This is a genomic window from Stenotrophomonas sp. PS02300, from assembly GCF_029959395.1.
GTDB lineage: Bacteria > Pseudomonadota > Gammaproteobacteria > Xanthomonadales > Xanthomonadaceae > Stenotrophomonas > Stenotrophomonas maltophilia_AD.
Genome location: NZ_JASCOP010000102.1, coordinates 1 through 14,851 on the forward strand (window position 1 = coordinate 1; position 14,851 = coordinate 14,851).

The 14,851-nt window shown below is 65.5% G+C and carries 11 protein-coding genes; 7 read left to right on the forward strand and 4 right to left on the reverse strand.

Annotation, left to right across the window (positions count from 1 at the left end):
• Positions 1 to 269 precede the first annotated feature (269 nt).
• Positions 270 to 2,195, forward strand: coding sequence for an AsmA family protein (locus QMX79_RS15900; protein ID WP_282247604.1), 1,926 nt, complete (start codon positions 270 to 272; stop codon positions 2,193 to 2,195).
• Between the two features lie 410 nt (positions 2,196 to 2,605).
• Here the strand turns inward: QMX79_RS15900 and QMX79_RS15905 are convergent, their stop codons facing one another.
• From QMX79_RS15905 to mtgA, 3 genes are read right to left on the reverse strand one after another with little or no spacing between them, the layout of a single operon-like run.
• Positions 2,606 to 3,037: a CBS domain-containing protein gene (locus QMX79_RS15905; RefSeq protein ID WP_282247596.1), complete on the reverse strand. Its 432-nt coding sequence runs from the start codon at positions 3,035 to 3,037 to the stop codon at positions 2,606 to 2,608.
• Complete coding sequence (locus tag QMX79_RS15910) at positions 2,997 to 4,016, reverse strand: glycosyltransferase family 2 protein (RefSeq protein ID WP_282247597.1); 1,020 nt, start codon at positions 4,014 to 4,016, stop codon at positions 2,997 to 2,999. The genes QMX79_RS15905 and QMX79_RS15910 overlap by 41 nt, the downstream gene beginning before the upstream one ends.
• Before the next feature lie 3 nt (positions 4,017 to 4,019).
• Positions 4,020 to 4,769 (reverse strand): monofunctional biosynthetic peptidoglycan transglycosylase, encoded by a 750-nt coding sequence (mtgA, locus tag QMX79_RS15915; RefSeq protein WP_282247598.1) that lies wholly within the window; start codon positions 4,767 to 4,769, stop codon positions 4,020 to 4,022.
• A gap of 83 nt (positions 4,770 to 4,852) precedes the next feature.
• On the opposite strand from mtgA, the gene QMX79_RS15920 reads away from it, so the two are divergent.
• The 3 genes from QMX79_RS15920 (at position 4,853) to QMX79_RS15930 (ending at position 9,849) form a co-directional block, all read left to right on the forward strand.
• A complete protein-coding gene (locus QMX79_RS15920; RefSeq protein ID WP_282247599.1) occupies positions 4,853 to 5,746 on the forward strand; it encodes an Hsp33 family molecular chaperone HslO in 894 nt (297 codons plus the stop codon).
• A gap of 152 nt (positions 5,747 to 5,898) precedes the next feature.
• Positions 5,899 to 6,723, forward strand: coding sequence for a hypothetical protein (locus QMX79_RS15925; RefSeq protein ID WP_282247605.1), 825 nt, complete (start codon positions 5,899 to 5,901; stop codon positions 6,721 to 6,723).
• 369 nt (positions 6,724 to 7,092) lie between these two features.
• Complete coding sequence (locus QMX79_RS15930) at positions 7,093 to 9,849, forward strand: TonB-dependent receptor (RefSeq protein WP_282247600.1); 2,757 nt, start codon at positions 7,093 to 7,095, stop codon at positions 9,847 to 9,849.
• 140 nt (positions 9,850 to 9,989) lie between these two features.
• Here the strand turns inward: QMX79_RS15930 and QMX79_RS15935 are convergent, their stop codons facing one another.
• Complete coding sequence (locus tag QMX79_RS15935; protein WP_068853700.1) at positions 9,990 to 10,592, reverse strand: TetR/AcrR family transcriptional regulator; 603 nt, start codon at positions 10,590 to 10,592, stop codon at positions 9,990 to 9,992.
• A gap of 177 nt (positions 10,593 to 10,769) precedes the next feature.
• Between QMX79_RS15935 and QMX79_RS15940 the strand changes: the two genes are divergently transcribed.
• The 3 genes from QMX79_RS15940 (at position 10,770) to QMX79_RS15950 (ending at position 14,703) form a co-directional block, all read left to right on the forward strand.
• A complete protein-coding gene (locus QMX79_RS15940; RefSeq protein WP_282247601.1) occupies positions 10,770 to 11,690 on the forward strand; it encodes an alpha/beta hydrolase in 921 nt (306 codons plus the stop codon).
• Positions 11,687 to 14,164, forward strand: a complete 2,478-nt coding sequence (locus QMX79_RS15945; protein ID WP_282247602.1) for an acyl-CoA dehydrogenase — start codon at positions 11,687 to 11,689, stop codon at positions 14,162 to 14,164. Before QMX79_RS15940 ends, QMX79_RS15945 begins: the two co-directional genes overlap by 4 nt.
• Positions 14,165 to 14,229: 65 nt before the next feature.
• Positions 14,230 to 14,703 carry a hotdog fold domain-containing protein gene (locus QMX79_RS15950; protein WP_282247603.1) on the forward strand — a complete coding sequence of 158 codons (474 nt, stop codon included), beginning with the start codon at positions 14,230 to 14,232 and terminating at the stop codon, positions 14,701 to 14,703.
• The last annotated feature ends 148 nt before the right edge of the window (positions 14,704 to 14,851 follow it).

The window sequence follows — 14,851 nt, forward strand, 5'->3', positions numbered from 1 at the left end:
GGACCGTAGAGCGCCATGGATGGCGCGAACGAGCCCCCATGGATGGGTTCACGGCGTGTCCCGCAATGGCATACCCCCGCCCGCCCCAGCTCGTAAAAGTGAACAGCACGCGCTTTAGCTTGGCTTTTGGCTTTTGGCTTTTGGCGCCACACTGACGCGATCCTTACCAATGCTTCGCGTTACCTGCACGATGAACGGGCAAGGATGGGCGTGTGAATACCGTCCCCGCGCCTACGCCTGATACGCCCTCCTCCCGCTCACGCTGGCGTCTGCGCCGCCCCGGGAAGCGCGGGCAACGCTGGCTGGCCGTGCTGGTGTTCCTGTTCGCTCTGATCCTGCTGGTGATCGCGCTGTGGGACTGGAACTGGTTCAAAGGGCCGGTCGAACGCGCGGTGCAGGCCAAGACCGGGCGCGAATTCCATATCGGTGGCAATCTGGATGTCGATCTCGGGCGCACCCTTACCGTGCGTGCCGACGGCCTGACCTTCGCCAATGCCGAATGGTCCAAGACCCCGCGCATGGCCAGCGCCGACCGTGCTGAAATCGATCTGCGCGCCTGGCCCCTGCTGCGCGGGCAAATCCGCATTCCCGAAATCCGCCTGACCCGCCCCGACCTGCTGCTGGAAACCGCGCCCGGCAAGGACCAGCCCGGCAACTGGGATTTTCTTGGCCCCAGCGATGGCGAACCGCCCGTGCTGCAGCGGCTGCTGGTTGACGATGGCCGCCTGAAATTCCTCGATGCCGCCGGGAAAACCGACATCCTGGTCGCCATCACCAGCGGCAAACCCCGCAATGCCGACAGCGCACCGCCGCTGATGGTCAGCGGCAAGGGCCGCTGGCAGGGCAATCCGTTCACGCTGGCTGGCAATACCGAATCTCCGCTGGAACTGACCAACAGCGACCACCCGTTCCGCATCCATCTCGATGGCCGCGCCGGCAATACCCGCGCCATCGCCAGCGGCACCCTGACCAACCCCTTTGCGCTGCGCACCTTCGATCTGGATTTCGCGCTGAGCGGGCAGGACATGGAAGACCTGTATCCACTGGTCGGGCTGGCCATTCCCTCGACCCCGCCCTATCGCCTGAAAGGTCGCCTCAAGCGCAACAACGATGTCTGGCGGTACGAAAACTTCACTGGCGTGGCCGGCGACAGCGACCTGGGCGGTACCGCGCAGATCGACGTCAGTGGCGAGCGGCCGTTCCTCAAGGCCGAGCTGGTGTCCAAGCGGCTGGACTTCGATGACCTCGCCGGTTTTGTCGGCGCGCCGCCCAAGACCGGTGCCGGCGAATCGGCCAATGCCGAACAGAAGGCCAAGGCCGCCGCACTCGCGGTGAAGGCACGCGTGCTTCCGGATACGCCGTACGACCTCAGCAAGCTGCGCGCGATGGACGCCGATGTGCACTGGAAGGCACAACGCATCAACTCGCCCGCGCTGCCGCTGGACGACATGGATGCGCACCTGAAACTGGATGATGGCCTGCTGCGCCTGGAGCCGCTCAACTTCGGCGTGGCCGGCGGCGACATCCGCAGCACCATCCGCATGGATGCCCGCACCCCCACCATCGCGACCCAGCTCAAGGCCAGCATCCGCAAGGTGCAGCTGGGCAAGCTGTTCCCCGACGCGAAGCTGGCCGAGCAGGCCTCTGGCGGAATCAGCGGTGAGGTCAACCTCAGTGGCAGCGGCAACTCGATCGCGACCATGCTGGGCAGTTCCGATGGCGCCGTGGCGGTGGGCATCGGACGCGGCCATGTCGGCAACCTGATCATGGAACTGGCCGGCCTGGACGTGGCCGAGTCGCTGAAGTTCCTGTTCACCGGCGACAAGCAGATTCCGCTGCGCTGCGCGTGGGGCGACTTTGGCGTGAAGCGTGGCCTGATGACCTCGCAGCAGCTGGCGTTCGATACCACCGACACCTTGATCCTGGGCGAAGGCACCGTCGACCTGAAGCAGGAAAAGCTCGACCTGCTGCTGCGTCCACGTCCCAAGGACATCAGCATCCTGGCGCTGCGTTCGCCGCTGCGCATCGGCGGCACGTTCAAGGATCCGTCGTTCCGGCCGGACTTCAAGGCGCTGGGAGTGCGCGGCGCAATCGCGCTCACGCTGGGCAGCATTGCCCCGCCGGCGGCGCTGCTGGCCACGATTGAAACCGGGCCGGGTGAGGATTCGAATTGTGGCGGTCGTTACGCGAAGTGATCGGCGAAGAGCGAAAGCTCTCGCCTGATATGTTCGTCGCGCAGGGCCGGCGGGTGGCTAACGGAAATCAACGGCAACGCCGATTGTTCTCATGCGCCATTGAACGTGGTGGCGTTCCGTGCGGTCGTTCGGGAACCGACCCTACCGCGCCGCTGGCGCGCAGGGACACGCCATGCGTGTTTGCCGTTTGCATCCGCACACGACCCACTGTCGGGGGCGGCCGGCGGGTAGCCCTCGTAGGGACTGTCAAAAACATGGATGTTTTTGCCAAGCCCCCATGGATGGGTTTACGGCGTGTCCCGTAGAGGGCTGCCCGTCGGCCGCCCCAGCACGGAACAACTGAAACGCTGCTCTTCGCGTGCATCGACCAACGGTCGATGCCTACCGGCGACACCCACGCCACCGGCAGCTCAGCCGGCGACGATGTACTGCTGCAGCTGGTCCAGCTTCTGGGCCTGTTCGTCGATGACCGATTTCACCAGGTCGCCGATGGAGATCACGCCGATCACGCCGCCGCTGTCCACCACCGGCAGGTGGCGGATGCGGTAGTCGGTGACCAGTTGCAGGCAGTGTTCCACCTGCTCCGAAGGCGCCACCGTCACCACCTTGGCGGTCATGATGTCGCTGACCTTCGTCGTCCGCGACGAACGCTCGTGCAGCACGACCTTGCGCGCGTAATCGCGCTCGGACAGGATGCCGACCAGGCTGCGGCCGTCCATCACCAGGACCGCGCCGATGCCTTTGTCGGCCATCAACCGGATCGCGTCGATCACCGCCGATTCCGGGCCTACCGCGAAAACCTCAGGGGACTTGCCTTCCAACAGCTGTCGTACCGTGGTCATCTCGCTGCTCTCCACCGATGGGATGCACGGCCGAGTCTGCCACGAACGGTGCATGCCAGGTGTCAACCAGGTACAGCGGCCGCTGCTTGGATTCCTCGTACAGCCGGCCCAGGTACTCCCCGATCAGGCCCAGCGCGATCAGCTGCACCCCGCCCAGGAACAGGATCACCGCCATCATCGTGGGGTAGCCGGCCACCCGGTCACCGTACAGCGCCGCCTTCAGCACCACCCACAGTCCAAACAGGAAGGCCACGCTGGCCGTGGCCATACCCAGGTAGGTCGCCGCACGCAGCGGTACCGTGGAGAAACTGGTGATGCCTTCCAGCGCGAAGTTCCACAGTTTCCACAAGCCGAACTTGCTGTCCCCCACCATCCGCGCATGCCGGTGATACGGCAACGCGATACGGCGGAAGCCGACCCAGCCGAACAGGCCTTTCATGAACCGGTGGCGTTCACGCAGCTGACCCAGCGCCTGCAGCGCGCGCGGCGACAACAGCCGGAAGTCCCCGGTATCAGCCGGAATCGGAATCCGCGACATCCGGCCGATCACCCGGTAGAACGCCGCCGCCGTACTGCGCTTGAGCCAGCTCTCGCCATCGCGCACCTGGCGGGTGCCGTAAACGTTGTCATAGCCCTGCCGCCACAGCGCCACGAACTCCGGAATCAGCTCCGGCGGATCCTGGCCGTCGGCATCGAGGATCATCACCGCGCCCCCGTCCACGAAATCCAGACCGGCCGTCAGCGCCGCCTCCTTGCCGAAGTTGCGCGACAGGCGCAGCACGCCGACGCAGTCGTCGGCTGCCGCCAGCGCCTGCATCACCTGCCAGGTGGCATCGGTGCTGCCGTCGTCGACGTACACGATGCGGCCCTCGATTCCCTCCAGGCCGTCCAGTACCGCGCGCAGGCGCGGCTGCAGCAGCGGCAGTGCCAGCGCTTCGTTGTGGGCCGCGATGACCAGGGTAAGGCGTTCGATTGTCATGGCTCACTCATCCTTCAGATAGGCGCCGCCGCCGAGCTGCCGCGACTGGCGCTGGATCCAGGCGGCGCGGCGCTGCACGTACGGGCCGGGGCGTGCGGCATCGTACCGGCGCGGGGCCGGCAGCACGGCCGCCAGCCTGGCGCTTTCAGCCGGCGACAGCCGCGCGGCATCCTTGTTCCAGAACTGCTTTGACGCCGCCTGCGCCCCGTAGATGCCGTCACCGAACTCGGCGATGTTGGCGTACATCTCCAGGATGCGCGACTTCGGCCACAGCGTTTCGATCAGCAGCGTGTACCAGACCTCCAGCCCCTTGCGGACCCAGCTGCGGCCCTGCCACAGGAACAGGTTCTTGGCGACCTGCTGGCTAATCGTGCTGGCGCCGCGCAGGCGCCCGCCGCGCGCATTGTGGTCGCGCGCCTTTTCGATGGCCTGCAGGTCGAAGCCGTTGTGCTCGGGAAAGCGCTGGTCTTCGGCCGCCACCAGCGAAATGGGCAGGCTCGGCGCCATCTGGTCGAGGTCGCGCCACTGGTAGTGCAGCCGGTAGCTCCAGTCGCCCTGGCCCAGCGCCTCGCCATAGCGCCACAGCATCACCGTCGACAGCGGCGGGTCGATGAAGCGCAGTACGGCCACCTGCAGCACGCTGCCGGCCACGAACAGCACCGGCAGCCATAGCAGATGCTTCCAGCGCCAGCGGCGCCGGCGGGACGGTTCCAGGCCCGGTTCGGCCTTGTGGTTGCTGCGCTCTGCCCCCATTAGTGGTGCATCCTCTGCTTGCACGGTTGTCGGCGCATTATCCGGCAACACGCCCTCATTACTTAAGCGCAGCCACCGACCCGATGACCGCCCAGACCGATTCCCTTGTCCGTTTCCTGCTTCCCGATGCCGGCGTCCGCGGCGTGCACGTGCACCTCGACGCCAGCTGGCAGCAGATCCTTTCCCATGGCACCTACCCGCCGGCCGCGGCCGAGCTGCTGGGCGAAGCCACTGTCGCCTCGGCCCTGTTCACCGGCCACACCAAGGTAGACGGCCGGCTGTCGATCCAGCTGCGCAGCAACACCGCCATGCGTACGCTGTTTGCCGAGTGCACCGCCGCCGGCACCCTGCGCGGCATCGTCCAGCTGTCCGGCGAAGGCGATGCCCCGCGCGACCTGACCGCGCTGGGCGAGGACGCCCTGCTGGCCATCACCATCGAGAACCCCGGCCTGGACCCGCGCGAACCGCAGCGCTACCAGAGCCTGGTCGGGCTGGGCGCGTCCGGAATGGACGAGGCCTTCGAAGACTATTTCCGCCAGTCCGAACAGCTTCCCACCCGCCTGCTGCTGGCGGCCGATGGCGAGCGCGCGGCCGGCCTGCTGCTGCAGAAGCTGCCCGGCGACGAGGGCGATACCGACGGCTGGTCCCGGGCCAGTGCGCTGTTCGAGACCCTGGGCAAGCAGGAGCTGCTGGACGTGGACGGCACCGACCTGCTGCACCGGTTGTTCCATGAGGAGGCCCCCGAGCTGCTGGGCGAGCGCCCGCTCCGCTTTGCCTGCTCCTGCTCGCGCGAGCGGGTGGAGAGCATGCTGCAGTCGCTGGGCGAGGCCGAGGCCCGGGCCGCCGCCGAGCCGACCGGGGCGGTGGACATCCGTTGCGAATTTTGCGGACGGGAGTATCACTTTCCCTTGACGGAATTCGACATACTGTTCCGCGATGCCGCTGTTTCCTCACCGGCACCTGAACGGCTTCAGTAATCGCCGCGCGAGTTTTGTTCTGGGGAGAACCAAGACTTGTTAAGAATTCATAAACGCCCTAGGATCAGTGTCCCGCTTCGGCGGGAACTTGTGCTCATCACCGCTGTCTGAGAATTCCCATGCGCGCCCTTTTGCGTCTACCACTGGCCCTGATGATTGCCTTCGCCGCGATCCCGGGCGCCTATGCGCAATCCAAGGCCCGCCAGGACAGCACGGTGATTCCGGTCTGGAACAAGGGCAGCGGCAAGGTCGAAGCCCTGCTCTACCTGGAACCCACCGGGGAACAGGCTGCCGGCGCCCGCTGGCACTTCGGGCGCAGTTCGCTGGATGCCGCCTTCGGGCTGTCCTCGGGCGATTCGCTTGGCCTGCTCTGCAACAGCAGCCGCGGCACCAGCATCAGCGGGCTCGCCAGCCATTGCATGCTGGCCAGCCTGGGTGACGAGGACGACAACGCATTGAGTCGCCGGGTCACCGGGACGGCGGCGTTCAACCGCCCCGGCGGCCGCGTCGGCATCACTGCCGGCACCGGCAAGGACACCCTGCCCGCCTGGCTGGCCGGCCCGAACAAGTCGCCGGCGCTGCGCGCCGAGCAGAACGACCTGACCGTGTTCGGCCAGAAGAACATCGGCCGCGAGGGCTTCGTCTCCATTGGCGGGACCTATGCCAAGGCGCGCCTGGTGCCGTTGTCCGACATGTCCCCGGCCCTGGTGGACCGCTGGGACAGCAAGAGCCTCACCCTGGGTGCCGGCTACGGCAACTTCAGCGGCAACATCATCGGCCGCGTGGTCGACGTGCCGGGCCAGCCCGGCAAGTGGGAAGGCCTGGGCGTGGGCCTGACCTGGCGTACCCCCTGGAGCGGCCAGCTCACCGTCGGTGCGGAAAACGTGGTCACCCGCGGCAAGAACCCCTTCGCCCCCCGCAACGAAAGCACCGATGAGGGCACCGTCCCCTACGTGCGGTACGAACAGGACCTCTGAGTCCACCTTTCGATGACCCGGAAAGACCAGAAAAGGCGCGCCAATGGCGCGCCTTTGTCGTTCCAGCGCCCCCGTTGAAATCGCTGAACACGCCAACCTGATACAGAGCGTGACAAAACAACTGCAACTATTTTGCTAACAATTTGTTAACAAATGAGTCATCTGACGCTTACAACCCTCTCAAGGACCTTGATCCACAAGGACTTTGCCGAATTTCACACAGATCACAGACTTCATTAACGCTACTTTAATTCTTTCGAAGTGGCAGTTACTATCGAGTCAGCCTTGTGGTCATTGGTGCTCTCTATTGGCACCGCCTGAGGCAAACACCCCAGTGAATACCCAAGATTCCCTTGGAGAGAGAGAGCAATGAACTTTAAGTCCAACAAGCTGCGTGATGCAGTGGTCGTTGCACTGGTCGTCGCGGCCGGCACCGCCACCGCGCAGGCGCAGGAAGCCGCCAATACGACCAACCTGGACCGCATCTCGGTCACCGGTTCGCGCATCAAGAGCACCGACATCGAGACCTCGCAGCCGGTGCTGAGCCTGAGCCGCGCGGACATCGACAAGCAGGGCGTCACCTCGATCGCCGACGTCCTGCAGCGCATCTCCGCCAACGGCGCTGCGCTGAACCGTACCTTCAACAACGGTGGTGATGGTTCGGCCGGCATCAGCCTGCGTAACCTCGGCACCCAGCGTACCCTGGTGCTGGTCAACGGCCGCCGCTGGACCACCGGCCTGGACGGCAGCGTCGACCTGAACACCATCCCGGTGGCCATGGTCGAGCGCATCGACGTGCTGAAGGACGGCGCTTCGACGATCTACGGTTCCGACGCCATCGCCGGCGTGGTGAACATCATCACCAAGAAGGACTTCGACGGCGCGGAAGCCAACTTCTACAAGGGCCAGTACAGCGCGGGCGACGGCGAGCGTGAAGCCGCCGACTTCGTGCTGGGCACCACCACCGACCGCGCGTCGGTGATGATCGGCGCCTCCTACGTCAACGAACGCGAAGTCATGGCCGGTGATCGCAAGATCTCCGCCGGTGGCCCGCCGTTCTTCAGCGGCCAGAGCGGCACCGGCATCCCGGGTTCGTACCTGCGCGCTGGCCGTCGCTACGTGATCATCAACGGCGTTGAAACCCCGTTCGTGGCCAACGTGCACGGCTACAACACCGCTCCGGACAACTACCTGCTGACCCCGAACGAGCGCACCTCGCTGTTCGCCTCGGGTTCGTACAACGTCACCGACAACATCACCTTCCGTACGGAAGCGATGTACAACGAGCGTAAGTCCGAGCAGCTGCTGGCCGCCATGCCGGTGACCGGCATGACCCTCAGCGCCGACAGCATGTACAACCCGTACGGCGTCAACCTGACCGGCGTGAACCGTCGTTTCAATGAAACCGGCGGCCGTTCGTTCAACCAGAACGTCAAGAACTGGCACTTCTACGGTGGCTTCGAAGGCTTCTTCGAGTTCGCTGACCGTACCTTTGACTGGGACGTCGGCTACCGTTACGACAAGACCGACCAGAACGACCTGACCTACGGCCTGTTCAACGTACAGAACCTGGACGCGGCCTACGGCCCGTCGGGTATCGACCCGGTGACCGGCCAGGCCGTCTGCTTCGGCGCTGGTGGCGCGATCATCCCGGGCTGCTCCCCGATCAACCCGCTGGGTCCGGAAGGCTCGATCTCGCAGGCTGCGCTGGACTACACCTCGTTCACCGCGCATGACTCGGCCTCGCAGGTCTCCAAGGGCTACTACGCCAACATCTCCGGCACGATCGTTCCGCTGCCGGCCGGTGACCTGGCCTTCGCAGCGGGTTACGAGTACCGCAAGGAAACCGGTCAGTTCGATCCGGACGCCTTCATCGCCGCTGGCCTGAGCACCGGCAACGGCGCCAGCCCGACCAAGGGTGGCTACGACCTGGACGAGGTCTACCTCGAACTGTCGATTCCGGTGCTGGCTGACCTGCCGGGCGCCAAGCTGCTCGACTTCAGCGTGGCAACCCGCTACTCGAAGTACAGCAACTTCGGCAACACCACCAACAACAAGTACGGGTTCCGCTGGAAGCCGATCGACGACCTGATGATCCGCGGTAACTACTCGGAAGGCTTCCGCGCGCCGAGCATCAACGATCTGTTCCGTGGCGACACCGACTCGTTCGAAACCTACGCCGATCCCTGCGCCGCGGCCAACAACCCGACCGGTGGCGTGCTGGCCCAGTGCCAGGCCCAGGGCGTGCCGGCCAACCTGGTCCAGCCGAACACCGATGGCGACCCGGGTCCGCTGCAGACCGCAGAGCCGTTCACCTGGCAGTCCAACCCGGACCTGAAGCCGGAAACCTCGACCAGCAAGACGCTGGGCCTGGTGTGGAGCCCGAGCTTCGTGACCGGCCTGAACGTCACGCTGGACTGGTGGCAGATCGAAATCGAAGACTCGATCACCCGCCCGTCGATCGACGACATCATGAGCCGTTGCTACGGCGGTTCGCCGCAGGAACAGGCCCAGTACTGCCCGCTGATCACGCGTGACCCGAACTACGGCGCGGACAACGAGCATTACGCGATCGTCAACGTCGACATGCCGCTGCTGAACCTGTCCTCCTACAAGGTGGAAGGTTGGGATCTGGGCCTGGCTTACCGCCTGCCGGAAACCTCGTTCGGCCAGTTCACCGTCACCTGGGACAGCACCTACCTGAGCAAGTGGGAAACCAAGGCCACCGCAGACTCCGCAGTCGACGGCCGCCAGGGTCGCTACCTGAACCAGGATCCGTACTGGCGCATCCGTTCCAACCTGTACGTGGATTGGACCCTGGGTGATTTCGGCATCAACTACGGCCTGCGCTACAAGTCCGGCATGACCGAATCCTGCCTGCTGGGCGGCGCCCTGTCGGGCTACTGCTCGGATCCGGACAACCAGGAAAACCACATCGGCGCGACCACCTACCACGACGTGCAGTTCCGCTACAACACCCCGTGGAACGGCACCGTCATGCTGGGTCTGAACAACGTGTGGGACAAGCAGCCGCCGACCTCGTACTCGGTGTCGTACAACATGTTCGACCCGCAGTACGACCTGCCGGGCCGCTACTACTACGTGCAGTACAAGCAGAAGTTCTGATCGATCCACTGATCGGTACCTGATGCAGCAACGGCCCCGAAAGGGGCCGTTGTTTTTTGTGCCGGCGCTGCGTCCGGCGCCATCTTCCACGCATGAAAAAGGCCGCATTCCGCGGCCTTTTCGCTACCCGTGCAGTGGGCTCAACCGATCGGGATCAGCGTCTCGATCACATGCTCCACATACGCTTCGAAATCCTCGCGCGCGGGCTTGGGCTGCTGCAGCTGCAGCGACAACTGCAGGAAGCCCACGTAGGCCGCATAGGCCAGCCGCGCACGATGCTGCGCATCGGTACGGCTCAACCCGGCCTGGCGGAACGATGCCACCAGGTACTCCAGTCGACGATGCGACACGCGGTCGATCACCGGGCGCACCATCGGGTGGTCCAGCGCCTTGAGCAGTTCGCTGTAGATGATGTGAGGCTGCACTTCGTGCGCCACCACCTGGAACAGCTGGCGCAGGCGTGCACGCGGATCCGGCACGTCTTCCAGGCTGCCGAACACCTGTTCCTGCTCGAACAGCTCCCAACGCTCCAGCGCGGCCTGCAGCAACGCATCGCGCGAGGGGAAATGCCAGTAGAAACTGCCCTTGGTCACGCCCAAGCGCCGCGCCAGCGGCTCCACCGCCACCGCGCCGACACCCTGTTCAGCGATGAGATCCAAGGCGGCCTGCGCCCAGTCTTCCGCGCTCAGGCGGCTGTTGCGGCCGGCACGGGGCTCGCCGGCGGAAGCTTCAGGTTCATTCATGCGCTGATTTAACCATACGCCGGGGTCGGTTTGTGTGGAATTGCCCGAAACCGCGACTGGAAAACCCTGCGCTGTCGGGCCTGCACCCCGTACAGCCACGCCCTGCGTGGCTGCCTGGGCGTGCCAACCATACTAGAGAGTATTGACATGCCCGAGGCCAGGTCCATACTAGCAAGTATGGTAACCCCGACCCCTCTTCCGCCCGCCACCACCGACGAGCGCCTCACCGCCGCGCACGACGCCGTGCTGGCGGCAACCCGCTCGGCCCCCGGCCGCCGCGGCACCGTGCTGTTCGCCCATGGTTTCGGCCAGACCCGGCACGCCTGGACCGCCACCGCGCAGTCGCTGGCCGCGGCCGGCTACCAGACGCTGGCCTACGACGCGCGCGGCCACGGCGATTCGGATTGGAACCCGGCGACGCTGGCGTACCACGGTGAGCAGTTTGCCGACGACCTGATCGTGCTGGCCGGCGAACAACCGCAGCCGCCGATCCTGGTGGCCGCGTCGATGGGCGGGCTGTTCGGCCTGCTTGCCGAAGCGCGCTGGCCCGGCCTGTTCTCGGCCATGGTGCTGGTGGACATCACCCCGCGCTGGGACACCGCCGGGGTGGAGAAGATCCTGATGTTCATGACCGCGCATCCGGAAGGATTCGCCTCGTTGGAACAGGCGGCCGACGTGATCTCGGCCTACCTGCCGCACCGCCCGCGCAAGTCGGAAGATTCACTGCGCGCGTTGCTGCGCGAAGACGGCCATGGCCGTTGGCGCTGGCATTGGGACCCGCGCCTGGTTGCCGAACTGGCGCGCGACAGCGAACAGCACCAGGATGCGCTTGCAGAAGCAGCGCGCCAGGTGAAATGCCCGGTGCTGCTGGTCAGCGGCGGGCGCAGCACCCTGGTCACCCCGCAAACGGTGGCCGAATTCCTGGCGTTGGTGCCGCACGCACGCCACGTGCAGTTGCCGGAGGCCACGCATATGGTCGCCGGCGACGACAACAACGCCTTTATCGCTACTGTGTTGGACTATCTGGACGTGTTGCCCTCGGCCTCCGCCGTGGCACAGTCCGCCACAACCGAGCACGTCACCGGAGCACGCTCATGAGCATTGTCGTTCCCTTCCTCGCCATCCTGCTGGCAGGCGCCATCGTCGCCTACCACCGGATGCGGCTGATCACCTGGACGCTCGTCAGCCTGGTGCTGCTGGCTGCCTGCTGGTTCGTTCCCTATATCAACCAGACCGCCACGATCGTGGCCGCGGCCATTGTTGCCGTCATCGCCGTGCCGCTGCTGCTGCCGTTCATCCGCAAGCCGCTGCTGACCGCGCCGATGATGAAGGTGTTCCGCAAGGTGCTGCCGCCGCTGTCGCAGACCGAACGCATCGCGCTGGAGACCGGCTCGGTCGGTTTCGAAGGCGAGCTGTTCACCGGCGATCCGGACTGGAACAAGCTGCTGAACTACCCCAAGCCGCAGCTCACCGCCGAAGAACAGGCCTTCCTGGATGGCCCGGTGGAAGAACTGTGCGCGATGGTCAATGACTGGGAAATCACCCACGTCTACGCCGACCTGCCGCCGGACATGTGGGCCTTCATCAAGAAGAACAAATTCTTCGGCATGATCATTCCGAAGGAATACGGTGGCCTGGGCTTCAGCGCGCTGGCCCACCACAAGGTCATCCAGAAGCTGGCGTCGGTATCGAGCGTGGTCAGCTCCACCGTCGGCGTGCCCAACTCGCTGGGCCCGGGCGAACTGCTGGTGCACTACGGCACCCAGGAACAGAAGGACCAGTACCTGCCGCGCCTGGCCGATGGCCGCGAAGTGCCGTGCTTCGGCCTGACCGGTCCGTTCGCCGGTTCGGATGCGACCTCGATTCCCGATTACGGCATTGTCTGCAAGGGCGAGTGGAACGGCGAGCAGGTGCTCGGCGTCAAGCTCACCTTCGACAAGCGCTACATCACCCTGGCCCCGGTCGCGACGCTGATCGGCATGGCCTTCCGCATGTACGACCCGGACGGCCTGATCGGCCCGACCCGCGACATCGGCATCACCCTGGGCCTGCTGCCGCGCGACACCGCCGGCGTTGAAATCGGCCGCCGCCACTTCCCGCTCAACTCGACCTTCCAGAACGGTCCGATCCGCGGCAAGGAAGTGTTCATTCCGCTCACCCAGCTGATCGGCGGTGCCGAGAAGGCCGGCAAGGGCTGGAACATGCTCAACGAGTGCCTGGCCGTGGGCCGCTCGATCACCCTGCCCTCCACCGCCAGTGGCGGTGCCAAGGCCGGCGCGGTGGTCACCGGTGCCTATGCGCGCATCCGCAAGCAGTTCGGCCTGTCGGTCGGCCGCTTCGAAGGCGTGGAAGAAGCGCTGGCCCGCATCGGCGGCAAGGCGTACGCGATCAGCGCGCTGTGCCAGGCCACCGCCGCGGCGGTGGACCGTGGCGACGTGCCGTCGGTACCGTCGGCGATCGCCAAGTACCACTGCACCACCATGAGCCGTGAGGTGATCTCGGATGTCATGGACGTGATCGGCGGCAAGGGCATCATCCTGGGGCCGCGCAACTTCGCCGGCCGCAGCTGGCAGGCCGCGCCGATCGCGATCACGGTGGAAGGCGCCAACATCATGACCCGCAGCCTGCTGATCTTCGGCCAGGGTGCGATCCTCTGCCACCCGTGGGTGCTGCAGGAAATGAAGGCGGCGCAGGATCCGGATACCAAGGCCGGCCTGCAGGCATTCGACCGCAGCCTGTTCGGGCACATCCGCTTCGGCATTTCCAACGCGGTGCGTTCGTTCTGGCTGGGCCTGACCGGCGCACGCTTCGGCGCCGCCCCGGGCGACGCCTATACCCGCCGCTACTTCCGCAAGCTGGACCGTTACTCGGCCAACCTGGCGCTGATGGCCGACATCTCGATGATGACCCTCGGCGGCAAGCTGAAGTTCAAGGAATCGCTGTCGGGCCGCCTGGGCGACGTGCTGAGCCACGTGTACATGACCAGTGCGATGCTCAAGCGCTACCACGACGAAGGCGCGCCGGTGGCCGACCAGCCGCTGCTGGCCTGGGCGTTCCATGACAGCGTGCACAAGATCGAGGAATCGCTCTCGGCGGCGCTGCGCAACTTCCCGATCCGTCCGATCGGCTGGCTGATGTGGCTGCTGATCTTCCCGTTCGGCCGCCGTGCCGAAGCGCCGGGCGACCGCCTGGGCCACCGCGTGGCCGCGCTGCTGATGGCGCCCAACGAAGCCCGTGACCGCCTGGCCAGTGGCGTGTTCCTGACCCCGTGCGAGAACAACCCGGGTGGCCGCATCAACAGCTACCTGTCCAAGGCGATCATGGCCGAGCCGGTGGAGCGCAAGTTCATCAAGGCGCTCAAGACCAAGGGCATCGAGGCGCTGGACTTCACCGCGCAGCTGGACGAAGCGGTGGCCGAAGGCGTGATCACCCAGGACGAGCGCACGCTGCTGGAAGAGCTGCGCACGCTGACGATGGACACCATCACGGTGGACGACTTCGAGCCGCACGAACTGCGTTCGGCCAGCTACTACGACCGCGAACGCAAGGACGCCCAGTCGCAGGCAGCGTAACGGCTGCGCATGCATGAACGACAACGGCGGACTTCGGTCCGCCGTTTTTTTTGAGGAGACACACCATGGCAGCTCCCCTGTTGAACCTGTACCACCGCATGCAGCGCTGGCCGGCCGGCCAATGGCTGTTCTCGCGCGCGGTGTGCTTCAAGGCGCCCTACTTCGCCAGCATCGCCCCGCGCATCACCCTGCTAGAACCGGGCCGCTGCGAAGGCCGCATCGCGCACCGGCGCAGGGTCACCAACCACATCGGCACCGTGCACGCGATCGCGCTGTGCAACCTGGCCGAACTCACCGCCGGCCTGATGGTCGACGCCTCGCTGCCCAAGAGCATGCGCTGGATTCCCAAAGGTATGGAGGTCAAATACCTGGCCAAGGCGACCGGCACCCAGCATGCGGTGGCCACGCCTGCGCAGTCGATCGTTGCTGCCGAAGCAGGCTATGCGTTGCCGGTGAATGTGCAGGTCTGCGACGCTTCGGGCACTGCGGTGTTCGAAGCGCGGATTGATATGTGGGTGTCGCCGATCAAGCGCGGTTGAGTTTCTGCGCCAACGGCAGCGTTTCATTTCATACGAGCTGGGGCGGCCGTCGGGTAGCCCCGCTCCGGGACACGCCGTAAACCCATCCATGGGGGCTTGGCAAAAACATCCATGTTTTTGACAGTCCCTCCGGGGGCTACCCGCCGGC

Bases quoted from the DNA above. Each gene is read 5' to 3' on its own strand.
- QMX79_RS15905 (WP_282247596.1), bottom strand. From the start codon at position 3,037: ATGACCACGGTACGACAGCTGTTGGAAGGCAAGTCCCCTGAGGTTTTC.
- QMX79_RS15910 (WP_282247597.1), bottom strand. From the start codon at position 4,016: ATGACAATCGAACGCCTTACCCTGGTCATCGCGGCCCACAACGAAGCG.
- mtgA (WP_282247598.1), bottom strand. From the start codon at position 4,769: ATGGGGGCAGAGCGCAGCAACCACAAGGCCGAACCGGGCCTGGAACCG.
- QMX79_RS15920 (WP_282247599.1), top strand. From the start codon at position 4,853: ATGACCGCCCAGACCGATTCCCTTGTCCGTTTCCTGCTTCCCGATGCC.
- QMX79_RS15925 (WP_282247605.1), top strand. From the start codon at position 5,899: ATGATTGCCTTCGCCGCGATCCCGGGCGCCTATGCGCAATCCAAGGCC.
- QMX79_RS15930 (WP_282247600.1), top strand. From the start codon at position 7,093: ATGAACTTTAAGTCCAACAAGCTGCGTGATGCAGTGGTCGTTGCACTG.
- QMX79_RS15935 (WP_068853700.1), bottom strand. From the start codon at position 10,592: ATGAATGAACCTGAAGCTTCCGCCGGCGAGCCCCGTGCCGGCCGCAAC.
- QMX79_RS15940 (WP_282247601.1), top strand. From the start codon at position 10,770: ATGGTAACCCCGACCCCTCTTCCGCCCGCCACCACCGACGAGCGCCTC.
- QMX79_RS15945 (WP_282247602.1), top strand. From the start codon at position 11,687: ATGAGCATTGTCGTTCCCTTCCTCGCCATCCTGCTGGCAGGCGCCATC.
- QMX79_RS15950 (WP_282247603.1), top strand. From the start codon at position 14,230: ATGGCAGCTCCCCTGTTGAACCTGTACCACCGCATGCAGCGCTGGCCG.